Consider the following 15,629-nt stretch of genomic DNA (forward strand, 5'->3'; position numbering starts at 1 on the left):
CCCCCGGCGGCCGGCCGGACCCCGTCCGATCAGTAGACTGGCAGGCAAACGAGAGTCCCCGACCCAGGAGCATCTGTGAGCACTGAACGCACCCTTGTCCTCGTCAAGCCGGACGGCGTCGCCCGCGGGCTGACCGGAGAGATCCTGGCCCGCGTCGAGGCCAAGGGCTACCACCTCGCCGACATCAAGCAGCTGGTCCCGAGCCGGGACCTGCTGGCCGAGCACTATGCAGAGCACGAGGGCAAGCCGTTCTACGAGCCGCTCCTCGAGTTCATGGCCGGCGGTCCCGTCGTCGCCGCCGTGTTCGAGGGCCACCGCGTCATCGAGGGCTTCCGCTCGCTCGCCGGCGCCACCGACCCGACGACGGCCGCCCCCGGCACGATCCGCGGCGACTTCGGCCGCGACTGGGGCCTCAAGGTCCAGCAGAACCTCGTCCACGGCTCCGACTCGCCCGAGTCGGCCGAGCGCGAGATCAAGATCTGGTTCGGCGCCTGATCCACTGAGCCCACGGCGCAGCTGCGCCCACGGCGAAGGGCCCTCCCGCGGCTGCGGGAGGGCCCTTCGCGCGTCAGGGCCGGGACCGGAGCCGGCCCGGCTGAATCCTCCAGCTACATCGTCGAGGGCACGAACATGTGGATGAACCGGAAGAAGATCGACGCCGCGACGCCCACGTACAGGACGGCGACGATGACCCAGCCCCAGTCAGCGAGGACCCTTGCGACGGCGGGGGGCGCCGGGATGACTCCCTGGACGACGTTGCGGGCGGTCGTCCAGACGAACATCGGGATCATCATGGCCCACACGACCATGCAGAGCGGGCACAGGATCCCGATCGAGTACAGGGCCTGGCTCCAGAGCCACACCACGAACGCGAAGCCCAGCGTCACACCGGTCTGGAGGCCGATCCAGTACCCGCGCCCGACGTGGGCACCCGCGAGCAGGCCCACCGCGGTCGTGATCGTCACGGCGAAGGCGACGATGCCGATGAACATGTTGGGGAAGCCGAAGACTGAGCTCTGCCACGTCTCCATGACGTCGCCGCACGAGACCCACGGGTTGACGTCGCAGACCGTCACGTGGCCCGGGTTCTCGAGCTTCTCGAGCTTCTCGAGGACGAGGGCGCCCGAGGCGAGCCAGCCGACGACGCTCGTGACAAGCAGCAGCCATGCGAACGGCCTCGTGCGGGCCATCGTGGGGCCCGCATCGGCGGCCGGCACGGTTGAGGTCTGGGTGAACATGGGGTGAGCGGTCCTTCCTCGCGTGATGTCGGCATTCTAGGACGGCAGGCTGGACACGGGCCGTACGGACCGGCCTCGCTTCGCCCCCCGCGTGGCGGGCGTGTGAGAGAATGCCAGTGGCCGGGCACTGTCCCACATGCAGTGGTCGGTCCGGTGTTCAGCGCGAAGACCGCCAGCCCCCTCGGGCCCCGCCGGATCAGTGATCCGCATGGGGCCGTCGGGGCCAGAGCGGCACCTGGCCGGCCCTGACGGTAGGCGGGTTGCACGCGGCACCGGCTCTGCGCGGCGAACCCCGCGCGGGCAACGGACTGACTTTCTGTCGGCGCCCGCGGGTGCCGGCTCGTGGTGCCGCCGCGAGCGCCGGATGTGGGGGCGACCGTGGCGGCCTTTGGAGTACGCACAGATGGATATCGAACAGCAGGCCGCCGAGACGGCCCCTGAAGCAGCCCCCGCGGAGGAGACGGAGAAGCCCCGCCGCAGGACAGCCCGGCGGCGGACCGCCGCCCCGACAACCGACGCCGCGACGACCCCCGCCGAGGTGAGGACGGCCGACGCCACCGAGGCGGTGAAGGCGTCCGACGCCGCCAGCGACGGCGCTCCCGCCGAGCCGCCCACCCCCGAGAAGCCCAAGCGAGCGCCCCGCAGCCGCAAGAAGGCGGCGCCTGTCGAGGAGTCTGCCTTCTCAGAGCCGGTTCCCGCCGAGCCGGTCCCCGATGACGCGGCTTCCGCCGAGGCGGCGGCGCGCGAGTCTGCCCCCGTGCGCTCGCGCCGCCGTGCGAGCGCCCGCGCCGCGGCAGCCCAGGCCGACTCGAAGTCCGCCGCGGCGACGCCCGCCCCGGACGCGGAGGCGCGCGCCCAGCAGGCCGAGGCCACAGCCCCCGAGCCCACGGCGCCCTCGTTCCGTGCGAAGAGCTCCGTGCGGGCACGCCGCCGCGCCGCCACGTCGGCGCCTGCCGCCCCCGCCGCGGCCCCGACCGACACTGAGCTGGCTATGGCCGTGGGAGACGCCGAGCGGGCTGCCGCCGAGTACACCGCTGCCGAGCGGGCTGCCGCTGAGCACGCCCCTGCCGAGCAGGCTGCCGCCGAGTACGCCGCTGCCGAGCAGGCGCCGGCCATCGAGCCGGCGCCGGCAGCAGCCATGGCCCCGACGGAGGCTGGGGTGCCCCAGGAGGCCCCCACCGCCGAGGAGGCCTCCCAAGAGCAGGAGCTCAGCGGGTTCGCGGCCCTCTTCAGCGATGCCGCTTCGCCGACCTCTCTCCTGTTCCAAGCACCGGACCTGAGCGCGGTCGTCCGGCCCGCCCCCGCCGAGGAGCCCGAGGGCGAGGAGGAGTCCGAGGAGGACGAGGAGGCGCTTCCCTCGCGCCGCCGCCGCCGCAGCCGCGGCCGCCGCGGGCGCTCCCGCGGCGGCGAGGAGACCGGAGAGGAGGCCGCCGGCGAAGGCGAGGACGAGGAGGCAGAGGGCGACGCCGACGAGGTCACGTCGCGCCGTCGCCGTCGCCGCCGCCGGGGCGAGGTCGACCTCGAGCTCACGGGCGGCGAGGACGGCGATCCGCTCAACACGGTCACGCGGGTGCGTGCGCCCCGCACCACCTCCGAAGGCACGTCCAGCCGCGTCCAGAGCGTCAAGGGCTCGACGCGCCTCGAGGCCAAGAAGCAGCGCCGCCGCGAGTCCCGCGAGTCCGGCCGGCGCCGTCACGTCATCACCGAGGCCGAGTTCCTCGCCCGGCGCGAGTCGGTCGACCGGCAGATGGTCGTGCGGCAGAAGGAGGACCGCATCCAGATCGCCGTCCTCGAGGACGGTGTGCTCGCCGAGCACTTCGTCTCGAAGACGCAGCAGGACTCCCTCATCGGCAACGTCTACCTCGGAAAGGTCCAGAACGTCCTGCCGTCCATGGAGGCTGCGTTCGTCGACATCGGCCGCGGCCGCAACGCCGTGCTCTACGCGGGCGAGGTCAACTGGGACGCGGCGGGCCTCGACGGCGCCCCGCGGCGCATCGAGAACGCGCTCAAGTCCGGCGACTCGGTGCTCGTCCAGGTCACGAAGGACCCGGTCGGGCACAAGGGCGCGCGCCTCACGAGCCAGATCTCCCTCCCGGGCCGCTATCTCGTGTACGTCCCGGGCGGGTCGATGACGGGCATCTCGCGCAAGCTCCCCGACGTCGAGCGCAACCGGCTCAAGCGGATCCTCAAGGACCGGCTCCCCGAGGACGCGGGCGTGATCGTGCGCACGGCGGCCGAGGGCGCGAGCGAGGAGGAGCTCACCCACGACATCAACCGCCTGCGGGCGCAGTGGGAGTCGATCCAGTCGCAGGCGTCCTCGACGAAGGTGCTCGCCCCCGAACTCCTCTACGGCGAGCCTGACCTGACCATCAAGGTGGTCCGGGACGTGTTCAACGAGGACTTCTCGAAGCTCATCGTGAGCGGCGACGAGGCGTGGGACACGATCGAGGCGTACGTGACCTACGTGGCCCCGGACCTGCTCGGCCGGCTCGAGAAGTACCAGGGCGAGGACGACGTCTTCGCGCAGTGGCGCATCGACGAGCAGATCCACAAGGCCCTCGACCGCAAGGTGTTCCTGCCCTCGGGCGGCTCCCTCGTGATCGACCGCACCGAGGCCATGACGGTGATCGACGTCAACACGGGCAAGTTCACGGGCTCGGGCGGCAACCTCGAGGAGACCGTCACCAAGAACAACCTCGAGGCCGCCGAGGAGATCGTCCGCCAGCTGCGCCTGCGCGACGTGGGCGGGATCATCGTCATCGACTTCATCGACATGGTCCTCGAGTCGAACCGCGACCTCGTGCTGCGCCGCCTCGTCGAGTGCCTCGGCCGCGACCGGACCAAGCACCAGGTCGCCGAGGTCACGTCCCTCGGGCTCGTGCAGATGACCCGCAAGCGCATGGGCACGGGCCTGCTCGAAGTCTTCAGCGAGACCTGCGAGGTGTGCGCCGGCCGCGGCGTCATCACGTACGAGGAGCCGGTCGAGCGCGGCAGCCGTCCCTCGGTGGCGGCCGTGGAGCCGCAGCAGGCACGCGCCGATGCGAACGGCGGCGGCCGCAAGCGGCGCCGGCGCGGCGGCCAGGTCGCCGAGGCCCCGCCGGCACCGGCGGCCCCGGCCCCGGCCCCCGCGGACGAAGCCCAGCGGCAGGCCCGCGCGCAGGCGACCCGGGCGGCCCTCGCCGCCGTCGCCGCCGCGGCGCACGCGGCGCACCTGCACGACGACGAGGTGGCCGCCGCGCGCGCGGCCGCCGAGGCCCACGCAGCCGAGGCTCCGGCGTCGCAGCTGACCGCCTCGGCGCCCGCCGCTGAAGCCGCCCCGGCACAGACTGCGCCCGGCGAGATCCAGGGGCCCGAGGTCCCAGCCACCTTCGCCGCCCCGGCGGCTCCCGAGGCTCCCACGCCCCGCCTCGGGCTGCCGCTGCCCCCGGCTCAGGCACCCGGCGTGGCCGCGCCGCCGGTCTCCGGCCACGGCGCCCCCGCGGTGCTGACGATCGGCGGGGAGCGGATCCAGCTGCCGCACGGCGAGGCCCCGGCCGAGCCGCCCGCCCCGACTCCGACCCCGATCCTGAGCCTCGACGACCTGAGCCACGCCTTCGACCAGCTCACGGGGGAGCGGCACACGCCCTCCGAGGGCGAGCGCCCCGGCCGGCGGCGCCGCAGCCGCGGCGCGCGCAGCGGCCAGGGCTCCGCGGAGGTGACCCGCGTCGAGCAGTCCTCGGGCGCCGTCGGCGGCCAGACCCGCTCCGCCGCAGCCCCGGCCAAGCCCCAGCCGACCGAGCCGGGGCACGGCCCCGACGAGGGCGACGGCCCGCTGATCCTGGGCGTCGGCGTGCCGGCGTCGGAACTCTAGAGGGCGCTGGTGGGGCGGATCCCTCGCGTCCTCAGCATCGCAGGATCCGACCCCTCCGGCGGGGCGGGCATCCAGGCGGACCTGAAGAGCATCGCGGCCATGGGCGGTTACGGCATGAGCGCCATCACGGCGCTCACGGCGCAGAACACGCGCGGCGTCACGGCGGTGCACACGCCGCCGGCGGGGTTCCTCGCGGCGCAGCTCGAGGCCGTGTCAAGCGACATCGCGGTCGACGCCGTCAAGATCGGCATGCTCGCTGACGCGGACGTGATCCGCACCGTCGGCGCGTGGCTCGAGCGGACCAGGCCCGGCGTCGTCGTGCTCGATCCGGTCATGGTGGCCACGAGCGGCGACCGGCTGCTCGCGGCGGAGGCCGAGGAGGCCCTGCGCGGGCTCCTCTCGAGCGCGGATCTCGTGACGCCGAACCTCCCCGAGCTCGCGGCGCTCGTCTCGGAGCCCGAGGCCGAGACGTGGCCCGTGGCGCTCGAACAGGGCCTCCGGCTCTCCGAGCGCACCGGGGCGGCCGTGCTCGTCAAGGGCGGCCACCTCGAGGGGGCCGAGTGTCCCGACGCGCTCGTCGACGCGGCGGCGCCCGAGGGCGGCCGCGTCGTCGAGATCCCAGGCCTGCGCGTGGACACGCCGAACACCCATGGCACGGGCTGCTCGCTCTCCTCGGCCCTCGCGACCGTCCAGGCGCGCACCGGGGACTGGGGCAGGTCCCTCGCCGTGGTCAAGCAGTGGCTCCGCGGCGCGCTCGAGGCCTCCGCCCTCCTCGAGGTCGGCGGCGGTCACGGGCCCATCCACCACTTCCACCACGCCGAGGCCGCCGTGCCGCTCGCGGAGGGGGAGTTCGCCGGCGCGCTGTGGGACGCGACGGAGAAGGTACGGGCCGAGATCGACGCGCTCCCGTTCGTCGCGGAGCTCGACGCCGGCACGCTCGCCGAACGGGACTTCGCCTACTACCTCGCCCAGGATGCGCAGTACCTCAACGGCTATTCGCGGGTCCTCGCGCGGGCGAGTGCGCTTGCCCCGACCGAGGCGGAGCAGGCCTTCTGGGCCGAGGGCGCGCGCGTGTGCCTCGAGGTCGAGGCGGAGCTGCACCGCACGTGGCTCTCGCGCCACCCGCAGGACGGCGGGAGCCTCGCCCTGGGCCCGGTCACGAAGGCCTACGTGGACCACCTGCTCGCGGCCTCGGCCTCGGGCAGCTACGCCGTGCTCACGGCCGCCGTCCTCCCGTGCTACTGGATCTACGCCGAGGTGGGCGCCGCCCTGCATGCTCGCCTCGTGTCCCGGCGGGAGGCCGGAGGAGACCGGGGCGCCGGAGAACACAGGGACGCCGGAGAACACCGGGAGCACCCGTACGCGGACTGGATCGAGACCTACGCGGATGAGGGCTTCGCCGAGGCCACGCGCCGTGCCGTCTCCTACACCGACGCCGCCGGGCGTGCGGCGTCGGCGGGGGAGCGGCAGGCGATGCACGCCGCCTTCGCGGCCTCCGCCGCCTACGAGCGCGAGTTCTTCGACGCGCCGCGTCGGTACGCGTGAGCCGCGCGGCCGCCGTCATGGTCTAGACTGGGCAAGCGTGCTTTCCGGCCCGGCCGTGCTTTCCGGCCAACGGGCCGGACCGGCTCATTTGCAGCCGGGCTGAGGACTGGCGTATCCTTGATCCTCGGTGCTTTCGCCGTCATTTGGGCTCTGCTCCCAGGGATTCCCCTCGCGGACTCGCGGCACGAAGCACAGCTGGGCGCCTGACTCCCCGTGCATGGGCACGGATGCCGGGCGCCGCGCGCAAAGAGCTTTAGAAATATCGTCGAGAGAAGTGAGTTCCCAAGTGGTGTACGCGATTGTCCGCGCTGGCGGCCGCCAGGAGAAGGTTTCCGTCGGAGACTTCGTGACCCTCAACCGCGTGGCCGGCGCCGCCGGCAGCACCATTGAGCTGCCCGCGCTGCTCCTGGTCGACGGCGACAAGGTCACCTCGTCCGCTGCCGACCTGTCCAAGGTCACGGTCACGGCCGAGGTCCTCGAGGACCTCCGCGGCCCGAAGATCGTCATCCAGAAGTACAAGAACAAGACCGGGTACAAGAAGCGCCAGGGCCACCGCCAGGAGCTGACCAAGGTCAAGATCACCGGCATCAACGCCTGAACCTCGCGGTTCATCTGATTTTTCACCTGATTTCCTGACATTCCCTAGGGAGGCATAGCTCATGGCACACAAGAAGGGCGCAAGCTCCACCCGCAACGGCCGCGACTCGAACGCCCAGCGCCTCGGCGTGAAGCGCTTCGGCGGCCAGACCGTCAACGCCGGCGAGATCCTCGTCCGCCAGCGCGGCACGCACTTCCACCCGGGCAACGGCGTGGGCCGCGGTAAGGACGACACCCTGTTCGCCCTCACCGCCGGCGCCGTCCAGTTCGGCACCCGCCGCGGCCGCCGAGTCGTCGACGTCGTCGCCGCGTAGCGCGAAGACACCGCAGCTTTACGTGCCCCGCGGGGCACTCACCACGCACAGGGTGGAGCGGGCCAGTGGGTCCGCTCCACCCTTTGCTGTGCCCGGGTCGGCCCGGGCGGCACCACTAGACTCGGGGGAGACCCCGACGACCTAAGGAGAACACCGTGGCGAGCTTCGTGGACCGCGTCGTGCTGCATGTCTCGGGCGGCAACGGAGGCCACGGCTGTGTCTCCATCCGGCGCGAGAAGTTCAAGCCCCTCGCCGGCCCCGACGGAGGCAACGGCGGCAATGGCGGGAGCGTCGTCCTGCGCGTTTCCTCGCAGACGACGACGCTGCTGGACTACCACCACTCGCCCCACCGGCACGCGGAGAACGGCGGGCCCGGCATGGGCGACTGGCGCGCCGGGCACCAGGGCGCCGCGCTCGTCCTGGCCGTCCCTGACGGCACCGTCGTCAAGTCCCGCGACGGCGAGGTCCTCGCCGACCTCGTGGGCGAGGGCGCCGAGTACGTCGCCGCGGAGGGCGGCCAGGGCGGCCTCGGCAACGCCGCCCTCGCCTCGGCCAAGCGCAAGGCCCCGGGCTTCGCTCTGCTCGGGATCGAGGGCGAGTCCCGCGACATCGTGCTCGAGGTCAAGACCATCGCCGACATCGCGCTCGTGGGCTACCCGTCGGCGGGCAAGTCGAGCCTCATCGCCGCGATGTCCGCGGCCCGGCCGAAGATCGCCGACTACCCCTTCACGACGCTCGTGCCCAACCTCGGCGTCGTCCAGGCCGGCGACGTGCGCTTCACGATCGCCGACGTCCCCGGCCTCATCGAGGGAGCGAGCGAGGGCCGCGGCCTGGGCCACGACTTCCTCCGGCACGTCGAGCGCTGCGCCGCGCTCGTGCACGTGCTCGACTGCGGGACCCTCGAGGCGGAGCGCAATCCGCTCGACGACCTCGCGGTCATCGAGGCGGAGCTCGAGAAGTACTCGGCGGACATGGGCTTCGCCGGGGCGGACGGCGAGGTCGTGCCGCTCAACGAGCGCCCCCGCCTCATCGCGCTCAACAAGGTCGACCTGCCCGACGGGCGAGACATGGCCGAGATGGTCCGGCCCGAGCTCGAGCGCCGGGGCTACCGCGTCTTTGAGGTCTCCGCGACGAGCCACGCGGGCCTCAAGGCCCTCGGCTTCGCGATGGCCGAGGTCGTCCAGGCCGCGCGCGCCTCCGTCAAGGCCGCGCCACGCAAGGTCGCCCCCGCCGTCCTGCGCCCCCGCGCGGTCAACGAGGCGGGCTTCCGGATCCGCCGCGAAGAGCGCAACCTCGAGCCGCTCTTCCGCGTGATCGGCGAGAAGCCCGAGCGCTGGGTCAAGCAGACCGACTTCGCGAACGAGGAGGCCATCGGCTACCTCGCCGACCGGCTCAACCGGCTCGGGGTCGAGGACGAACTGTTCAAGGCCGGCGCCAGGGCCGGGGACACGGTCGTGATCGGCGAGGAGGACGGCGTCGTCTTCGACTGGGAGCCGACCATGATGACCGGTGCCGAGATCCTCACCGGGCCTCGGGGTACAGACCTCCGCCTCGCCGACTGGGAGCGCCCGACGCGTGCGCAGAAGCGCGAGGAGCACGAGGAGCGCAAGGCGGCCAAGGCCGCCGCCCGGGCAGAGCTCGAGGCCGAGCGGCGAGCCGGGATCTGGACCGAGTCGACGCGCCGGCGCCAGCAGCCGGCCACGGACCGCGACGCCGTCGCCAGCGACGAGGCCGCGGAGGGGGAGTGGGCGGATGACGACGACCTCTGAGACGCTCGTGCGCGGGCGGGAATGGCTCCCCGAGGCACAGCGGATCGTGGTCAAGGTGGGCTCGTCCTCGCTCACGACCATCCGGGGAGGGATTTCCGAGAAGGCCCTCGCCGCGCTCGTGGACACCCTCGCTGATCGCGCCAACGCCGGGACCGAGATCGTGCTCGTCTCCTCGGGGGCGATCGCCGCGGGCCTCGCGCCCCTCGGCCTCGCCCGCCGCCCGAAGGACCTCGCGACGCAGCAGGCGGCCGCGAGCGTCGGCCAGGGCCTGCTCATGGCCCGCTACACCCAAGCCTTCGCCGCCCACGGCGTGACCGTGGGCCAGGTGCTGCTCACTGCCGAGGACCTCGTGCGCCGCACGCAGTATGCCAACGCGCACCGGGCCCTCGAGCGGCTCCTGAACCTCGGCGTCGTGCCGATCGTGAACGAGAACGACACCGTGGCGACGCACGAGATCCGCTTCGGCGACAACGACCGGCTCGCGGCCCTCGTCGCGCACCTCGTCCACGCCGACGCGCTCGTGCTCCTCTCCGACGTGGACTCCGTCTACACAGGCCCGCCCTCCGAGGGCGGCGTGCGGATCGAGCACATCCGCGGGCCCGAGGATCTCGACGGCGTCCGGATCGGCAGCGCGGGCAAGGCCGGCGTCGGCACGGGCGGCATGGCCACGAAGGTCGAGGCGGCGGGGATCGCCGCCGGCTCCGGCATCCCCGCCCTCGTGACCTCGACGGCCGCCGCGGCGCGCGCCCTCGCGGGCGAGGACGTCGGGACGTGGTTCAGCGTGAGCGGCAGGCGCAAACCCGTCCGGCTGCTGTGGCTCGCCCACCTCGCGGCGACCCGCGGCTCGCTCGTGCTGGACGACGGCGCCGTGCGGGCCGTGCGGCACCGGCACCGCTCGCTCCTGCCCGCCGGGGTCACGGCCGTGTCCGGCGACTTCGAGGCCGGGGACCCGGTCGAGCTCACGGACGCCGCGGGCGCCGTCATCGCGCGCGGGCTCGTGAACTTCTCGGCGGCCGAGCTCCCCGCGATGCTCGGGCGCTCGACGCGCGAGCTCGGGCGCGAGCTCGGGCCCGAGTACGAGCGCGTCGTCGTGCACGTGGACGATCTCGTCCTCGTCTGAGCCTGCCCACTGTGACCTGCGCCGAGGCGGGCTCCACCCCCGGTCGGTAGACTTGATCCATGACTGACACCGCCCACGAGACCGTTCCCGTCGAGCACACGCCTTCCGCGTCAGAGGCCCCCGCGGCTTCCGCACAGCCGGCGTCCTCGCCAGCGGATGTCGAGGCGGCCGTCAACGAGATCGGCGACCGCGCGCGCCGCGCCGCCCGCCACATGGCGCGCGCCAACCGCGCATGGAAGGACAGCGCCCTCAGGGCGATCGGCGCCGCGCTCAAGGCCAAGGAGGAGGACATCCTCGCGGCCAACGAGAAGGACCTCGAGGCCGGCCGCGCGAACGGCACCTCGAAGGCGCTCCTCGACCGCCTCGCGCTCACGCCCCAGCGCATCGACGGGCTCGTGGACGCCCTCGAGAACCTCGCGGGCCTGCCCGACCCGGTGGGCAACGTGGTCCGCGGCCAGACCCTGCCCAACGGCCTGCGCCTGCGCCAGGTCAACGTGCCCATGGGTGTCGTCGCCGCGATCTACGAGGCACGCCCCAATGTCACTGTGGACATCGCCGGCCTCGCGCTCAAGAGCGGCAACGCGGTCATCCTGCGCGGCGGCAGCGCGGCGGCGAACACGAACACGGCGCTCGTGGCGATCCTGCGCGACACCCTCGTGGAGGTCGGCCTGCCGGCCGACGCCGTGCAGAGCGTCGACGCGTACGGGCGCGAGGGCGCGAACGTGCTCATGAAGGCCCGAGGCCGCGTCGACGTGCTCATCCCGCGTGGTGGGCGCGAGCTCATCCAGAGCGTCGTTCTCAATTCGACCGTCCCCGTGATCGAGACGGGCGAGGGCAACGTGCACATCTTCGTCGATGAGAGCGCCGACGAGGAGATGGCCGTCGACATCCTGCTCAACGCCAAGACGCAGCGCCCGAGCGTGTGCAACACGGTCGAGACGCTCCTCGTCCACCGCGGGAGCACGGTCCTCCCCGCGCTCGCCCGGGCCCTCGCGGCCAAGGGCGTGCGCCTCCACGTCGACGGCCGCACGATGGAGGGCCTGCCCGAGGGCGTCGATGCGACGGCCGCGACGGACGAGGACTGGGCCACCGAGTACATGGACCTCGACCTGGCCGTCGCGACCGTCGACTCGCTCGACGACGCCATCGAGCACATCCGCCGCTGGAGCACGGGCCACACCGAGGCGATCGTCACGAACGACCTGCGCAACGCCGAGCGCTTCGTCGCCGAGATCGACTCCGCGGCCGTCATCGTCAACGCCTCGACGCGCTTCACGGACGGCGGGGAGCTCGGCCTGGGCGCCGAGGTCGGCATCTCGACCCAGAAGCTCCACGCGCGCGGGCCCATGGGCCTGACGGAGCTCACGACCACGAAGTGGATCGTCCAGGGCGAGGGGCAGGTCCGCGCCTGAGCGTCGCGGTAGGATGATCCAAGCAGCCGGACGGCCGCGCCCCGTGGACGGTTCACCGTACCGCCCGGGCGCGGCCGCCGCATCCACCGACCCGAAGGGACAACAATGCTGGCAACGCTGATCAGCACCGCAGTGAACGTGACCGGCCAGGCGGTTGGTCACGAGGAGCGCGCGCCGCTCATCGCGGAGCCGTGGGTGATCGGCGTCGTGATGTTCGCCATCTTCGTGGCCCTCATGTTCACCACGATGGCCTTCAAGAGCCTCGGACGCCGCCACGAGCCCGTCGAGGAGCACGCGGACCCGCACCGCCAGCACCCGAACAAGCACGACCGCGGCCAGGGCCACTGAACCCTCTGGCCGTGGGTCCGGCTGACCAGCGCGCGAGCGGACGGCGGGTCCGCCTCGGCGTCATGGGCGGAACCTTCGACCCGATCCACCACGGCCACCTCGTGGCCGCGAGCGAGGTCGCGTCGAAGTTCGCCCTCGACGAGGTGGTCTTCGTCCCGACCGGGGAGCCGTGGCAGAAGTCGAAGCGGCGGGTCAGCCAGGCCGAGCACCGCTACCTCATGACGGTGATCGCGACGGCCGCCAACCCGCGGTTCACGGTGAGCCGGGTGGACATCGACAGGCCCGGGCCCACGTACACGATCGACACCCTGCGGGACCTGCGCCGGCTGCGGCCGGAGGCGGACCTCTACTTCATCACCGGCGCGGACGCGATGGCGCAGATCGTCTCGTGGAAGGACGTCGACGAGCTCTGGGACCTCGCCCATTTCGTCGGTGTCACGAGGCCAGGCCATGAGCTGCACGACCTCGGGCGCAAGGACGTGAGCCTGCTCGAGGTCCCGGCCATGGCCATCTCGTCGACGGACTGCCGCGCACGCGTCGCGGCGGCCGAGCCCGTCTGGTACCTCGTGCCCGACGGGGTCGTGCAGTACATCGCCAAGTACGGGCTGTACCGTGCTCACGACGGCGCGGGCTCGGTGGGGGAGCCCGCGCCGGCACGGGAGCACAGCGGCAGCACGGGAACGACCAAGCCATGAGCAACGACGAGACACCGATCACGAGCAGGCGCCAGCGGCGCCGCGCGCAGGCCGAGCGCGCCGAGAGCGGGCAGGAGCAGCAGCTCACGCCCGCTCAGGCCGAGGCCGAGGCCCGCGCCAAGGCAGAGGCCGAGGAACAGGCCGCCCGTGCCCGGGCCGAAGGGCTCGCCGCCGCCCACGCGGCGGCAGCCACGACCGGCGCGCGGGAGCCGGAGGCCGCGACGGCGCCCCTGCCCGCAGCCCTCCGGGCCCAGGCCCAGCCGGCACGGCCGGCCCCGGCCCAGGATCCCACCGGGCGGGCCCGTCGGGCCCTCGACGTCCCGGCGGACAGCGACGGTCACGCCGAGCGCACATCCCAGGCCCGCGCCCGCGACCGGGCCACGCATCAGGCGCTCCGACAGCTCCACGAGAAGGAGCAGGCCGCGCAGAGCGCCGCCCAGACCGCGGCGCTGCCGAGCCGCCGGGCCCTGCGGCAGCAGGTGGACACCGGCCGGATCCCGACCATCGGGGAGCAGGCCGGCCCGGTTCCCGAGGCGCCGGGGCCCAGCCAGCAGCCCACGGCGCCGATGGCGGGCCCGATCCCTGTCGTGCCCCCGGCGCCCGGCGCGGCCGCCGCGCCCGGCCCGGTGCCCGGCGTCGACCCCGCACCGCCCACGGCGATGCAGGGGATCGTGCCCAACGGGCTGACCGTCACGCCAGCGCTCGGGCCCGAGACCGGCTCGTTCCGCAAGCTCAGCCACGAGCAGATTGCCGCCGCGCGCGAGATGCTCAAGGAGCAGGCCAAGAACCAGGCCGCCATGATCGAGGCGCAGCGCTCGGGCGGCACCGACGTGGACCCTGAGCTGCTCGCGCAGCAGGTCGCGATGGCCGAGCGCGCCGCCGTCCTTAACCGGCGCGCGCGGGCCAAGCAGCGCCTGGCCGAGGAGACCCGGCGCGAGAGCGCCGCGCCGCGGAAGGCCCCGACGCCGAGCGCCACGGACAACCTCGCGATGGTGACCCCGCTCGAGTTCGTGCGCGTCCCCGGCGTCCCGCATCCAGTGATGAAGCCGCCGTCCACGACCCACGTGCCCCTCGCCGCCGGCGCCACGGGCCAGGTCGCGAAGCAGCCGGTGCGGACCCAGGCACCCGACGCCGTGCCGCCGGTCGAGGCGGCCCCGGTCTCGGCGCGCAGCGCCCACGGGCTCGACCCGCTCGGCTCGGCGCAGGCCGGGGCTGGGCGCGCCGAGCGCGAGCGGCTCATCCTGCTGGGCATCGGCGCGCTGGGGGTCCTGGCGCTCATCGTCGCCGTCATCATGACCGTGCTCGGCGGCGGCAGCTAGCCGCCGCCCGCTACCCAAGCTCAAGGAGAAGAGTGAGCGCAACAGAGTCCGCCGTCCAGCTGGCCCGCACGGCCGCGAGGGCCGCCGCCGACAAGCTCGCGGAGAACATCGTGGCCGTCGACGTCAGCGAACGGCTCGCCATCACCGACGTGTTCGTCATCGCCTCCGCGGCGACGGAGCGCCAGGTCAACGCTGTCGTGGACAACGTCGAGGACGAACTCATCGTCCGGCTCGACCGCCGCCCCGTACGTCGCGAGGGCCGCTCCGAGGGCCGCTGGGTCCTGCTCGACTTCGGCGACGTCGTCGTGCACGTCATGCACGACGAGGACCGGGCCTTCTACGCGCTCGAGCGCCTCTGGAAGGACTGCCCCCTCGTAGACCTCGAACTCGAGGACGGCGGCGCCGCGACGCCCGCCGCCGGCTGAATGCGCGAGCGCAAGGGGCGCCGGGTCGTCTTCTGGCGGCACGGGCGCACCGATTGGAACGCGGCCGGCAGATTCCAGGGGCAGACCGACATCCCGCTCAATGAGGACGGCCGCGTCCAGGCGCAGGATGCCGCGCTGCGGCTCGCCTCGCTCATGCCCGACGCGATCGTCTCCTCCGACCTGGAGCGCACGCGCGCGACGGCTGAGGCGCTCTCGGCGGTCACGGGGCTTCCCGTCGCCCTCGACGCGGGCCTCCGCGAGACGAACGCCGGCCACTGGCAGGGGCACACGTTCGACGCGATCCGGGCGCTCTACGGCGACAGCCTGCACCGCTGGGAGGACGGGGATGTGCACGTGCCCGCGGGGGGCGCCGAGACGCGCCTCGACGTGGCCGCCCGGGTGCGCGCCGCCGTCGACCGCGCCCTCGGCGCGGCGCCCGCTGACGGCACCCTCGTCGTCGTGAGCCACGGCGGGGCGATCCGCGTCGGCCTGGCCGAGCTCCTCGGCCTGCCGCACGGCCTCTGGGGCGCTCTTTCGGGCCTCGCGAACTGCTCGTGGTCCGTTCTCGAGGAGCGGCGCCCGCACCCCGACGGGTCGCCGCGCTGGCGCCTCGGAGAGCACAATGCGGGCACGCTCCCGGTGCCCGTGACGGTCGAGGAGGGCTGACTCTGGGAGCGGCTCCGATTTGTGCAGAGGGGTCGCGACGTTCTAAGATATTCGAGTTGCTCCGGACGGGGCGAGAGGATCGCGAAGTCCTCTACGAACGGTCCGAGGCTACACTCTGGGGCTGTGGCGCAGCTGGTAGCGCACCTGCATGGCATGCAGGGGGTCAGGGGTTCGAGTCCCCTCAGCTCCACGGGGGTATGGCGCAGTTGGTAGCGCGTCTGCATGGCATGCAGAAGGTCAGGGGTTCGAATCCCCTTACCTCCACCACGGGAGGCCCGGATGATCCGGGCCTCTTTTCGTTTCCGGCCGCGGTCCTCGGACCGGGGTCTTC

At 73.2% G+C, this 15,629-nt stretch carries 14 protein-coding genes and 2 tRNA genes; 15 read left to right on the forward strand and 1 reads right to left on the reverse strand.

All coding sequences use genetic code 11. The features are described from left to right. Nucleotides 1–75 precede the first annotated feature (75 nt). Nucleotides 76–495, forward strand: a complete 420-nt coding sequence (gene ndk, locus BV907_RS00685; RefSeq protein WP_077487730.1) for a nucleoside-diphosphate kinase — start codon at nucleotides 76–78, stop codon at nucleotides 493–495. 113 nt (nucleotides 496–608) lie between these two features. On the opposite strand, the gene BV907_RS00690 is transcribed toward ndk, so the two are convergent. Next, nucleotides 609–1,238 (reverse strand): vitamin K epoxide reductase family protein, encoded by a 630-nt coding sequence (locus tag BV907_RS00690; protein ID WP_077487731.1) that lies wholly within the window; start codon nucleotides 1,236–1,238, stop codon nucleotides 609–611. Nucleotides 1,239–1,641: 403 nt separating this feature from the next. Between BV907_RS00690 and BV907_RS00695 the strand changes: the two genes are divergently transcribed. The 14 genes from BV907_RS00695 (at nucleotide 1,642) to BV907_RS00760 (ending at nucleotide 15,565) form a co-directional block, all read left to right on the forward strand. Continuing rightward, a complete protein-coding gene (locus tag BV907_RS00695) occupies nucleotides 1,642–5,088 on the forward strand; it encodes an Rne/Rng family ribonuclease (RefSeq protein ID WP_077487732.1) in 3,447 nt (1,148 codons plus the stop codon). A 9-nt stretch (nucleotides 5,089–5,097) separates the two neighbouring features. Then, complete coding sequence (locus BV907_RS00700; protein ID WP_245827707.1) at nucleotides 5,098–6,633, forward strand: bifunctional hydroxymethylpyrimidine kinase/phosphomethylpyrimidine kinase; 1,536 nt, start codon at nucleotides 5,098–5,100, stop codon at nucleotides 6,631–6,633. 286 nt (nucleotides 6,634–6,919) lie between these two features. Further along, a complete protein-coding gene (gene rplU, locus BV907_RS00705) occupies nucleotides 6,920–7,231 on the forward strand; it encodes a 50S ribosomal protein L21 (protein ID WP_077487733.1) in 312 nt (103 codons plus the stop codon). A 61-nt stretch (nucleotides 7,232–7,292) separates the two neighbouring features. Then, nucleotides 7,293–7,544 carry a 50S ribosomal protein L27 gene (rpmA, locus tag BV907_RS00710; protein ID WP_077487734.1) on the forward strand — a complete coding sequence of 84 codons (252 nt, stop codon included), beginning with the start codon at nucleotides 7,293–7,295 and terminating at the stop codon, nucleotides 7,542–7,544. Between the two features lie 155 nt (nucleotides 7,545–7,699). Next, a complete protein-coding gene (obgE, locus tag BV907_RS00715) occupies nucleotides 7,700–9,313 on the forward strand; it encodes a GTPase ObgE (protein ID WP_077487735.1) in 1,614 nt (537 codons plus the stop codon). Next, nucleotides 9,297–10,433, forward strand: coding sequence for a glutamate 5-kinase (proB, locus tag BV907_RS00720; protein ID WP_077487736.1), 1,137 nt, complete (start codon nucleotides 9,297–9,299; stop codon nucleotides 10,431–10,433). Before obgE ends, proB begins: the two co-directional genes overlap by 17 nt. 59 nt (nucleotides 10,434–10,492) lie before the next feature. Next, the gene (locus BV907_RS00725) at nucleotides 10,493–11,845 is read left to right on the forward strand and encodes a glutamate-5-semialdehyde dehydrogenase (protein ID WP_077487737.1); all 1,353 of its coding nucleotides are present in this window, start codon (nucleotides 10,493–10,495) and stop codon (nucleotides 11,843–11,845) included. Between the two features lie 105 nt (nucleotides 11,846–11,950). Continuing rightward, a complete protein-coding gene (locus BV907_RS19055) occupies nucleotides 11,951–12,193 on the forward strand; it encodes a hypothetical protein (RefSeq protein WP_077487738.1) in 243 nt (80 codons plus the stop codon). A gap of 62 nt (nucleotides 12,194–12,255) precedes the next feature. Further along, entirely contained in the window at nucleotides 12,256–12,888 is a 633-nt protein-coding gene (nadD, locus tag BV907_RS00735; protein ID WP_077487958.1) for a nicotinate-nucleotide adenylyltransferase, read from the forward strand. Then, complete coding sequence (locus tag BV907_RS00740; RefSeq protein ID WP_077487739.1) at nucleotides 12,885–14,207, forward strand: hypothetical protein; 1,323 nt, start codon at nucleotides 12,885–12,887, stop codon at nucleotides 14,205–14,207. The genes nadD and BV907_RS00740 overlap by 4 nt, the downstream gene beginning before the upstream one ends. A 32-nt stretch (nucleotides 14,208–14,239) precedes the next feature. After that, on the forward strand, nucleotides 14,240–14,632 hold the full coding sequence (gene rsfS / locus BV907_RS00745) for a ribosome silencing factor (protein ID WP_077487740.1): 393 nt from the start codon (nucleotides 14,240–14,242) through the stop codon (nucleotides 14,630–14,632). Next, a complete protein-coding gene (locus BV907_RS00750) occupies nucleotides 14,633–15,298 on the forward strand; it encodes a histidine phosphatase family protein (protein WP_077487741.1) in 666 nt (221 codons plus the stop codon). Between the two features lie 117 nt (nucleotides 15,299–15,415). Continuing rightward, nucleotides 15,416–15,488, forward strand: a tRNA-Ala gene (locus tag BV907_RS00755). Nucleotide 15,489: 1 nt separating this feature from the next. Continuing rightward, nucleotides 15,490–15,565 (forward strand) — tRNA-Ala (locus tag BV907_RS00760). Nucleotides 15,566–15,629 lie beyond the last annotated feature (64 nt).

It is taken from the genome of Sinomonas mesophila (genome assembly GCF_001999765.1).
Classification (GTDB): domain Bacteria; phylum Actinomycetota; class Actinomycetes; order Actinomycetales; family Micrococcaceae; genus Sinomonas; species Sinomonas mesophila.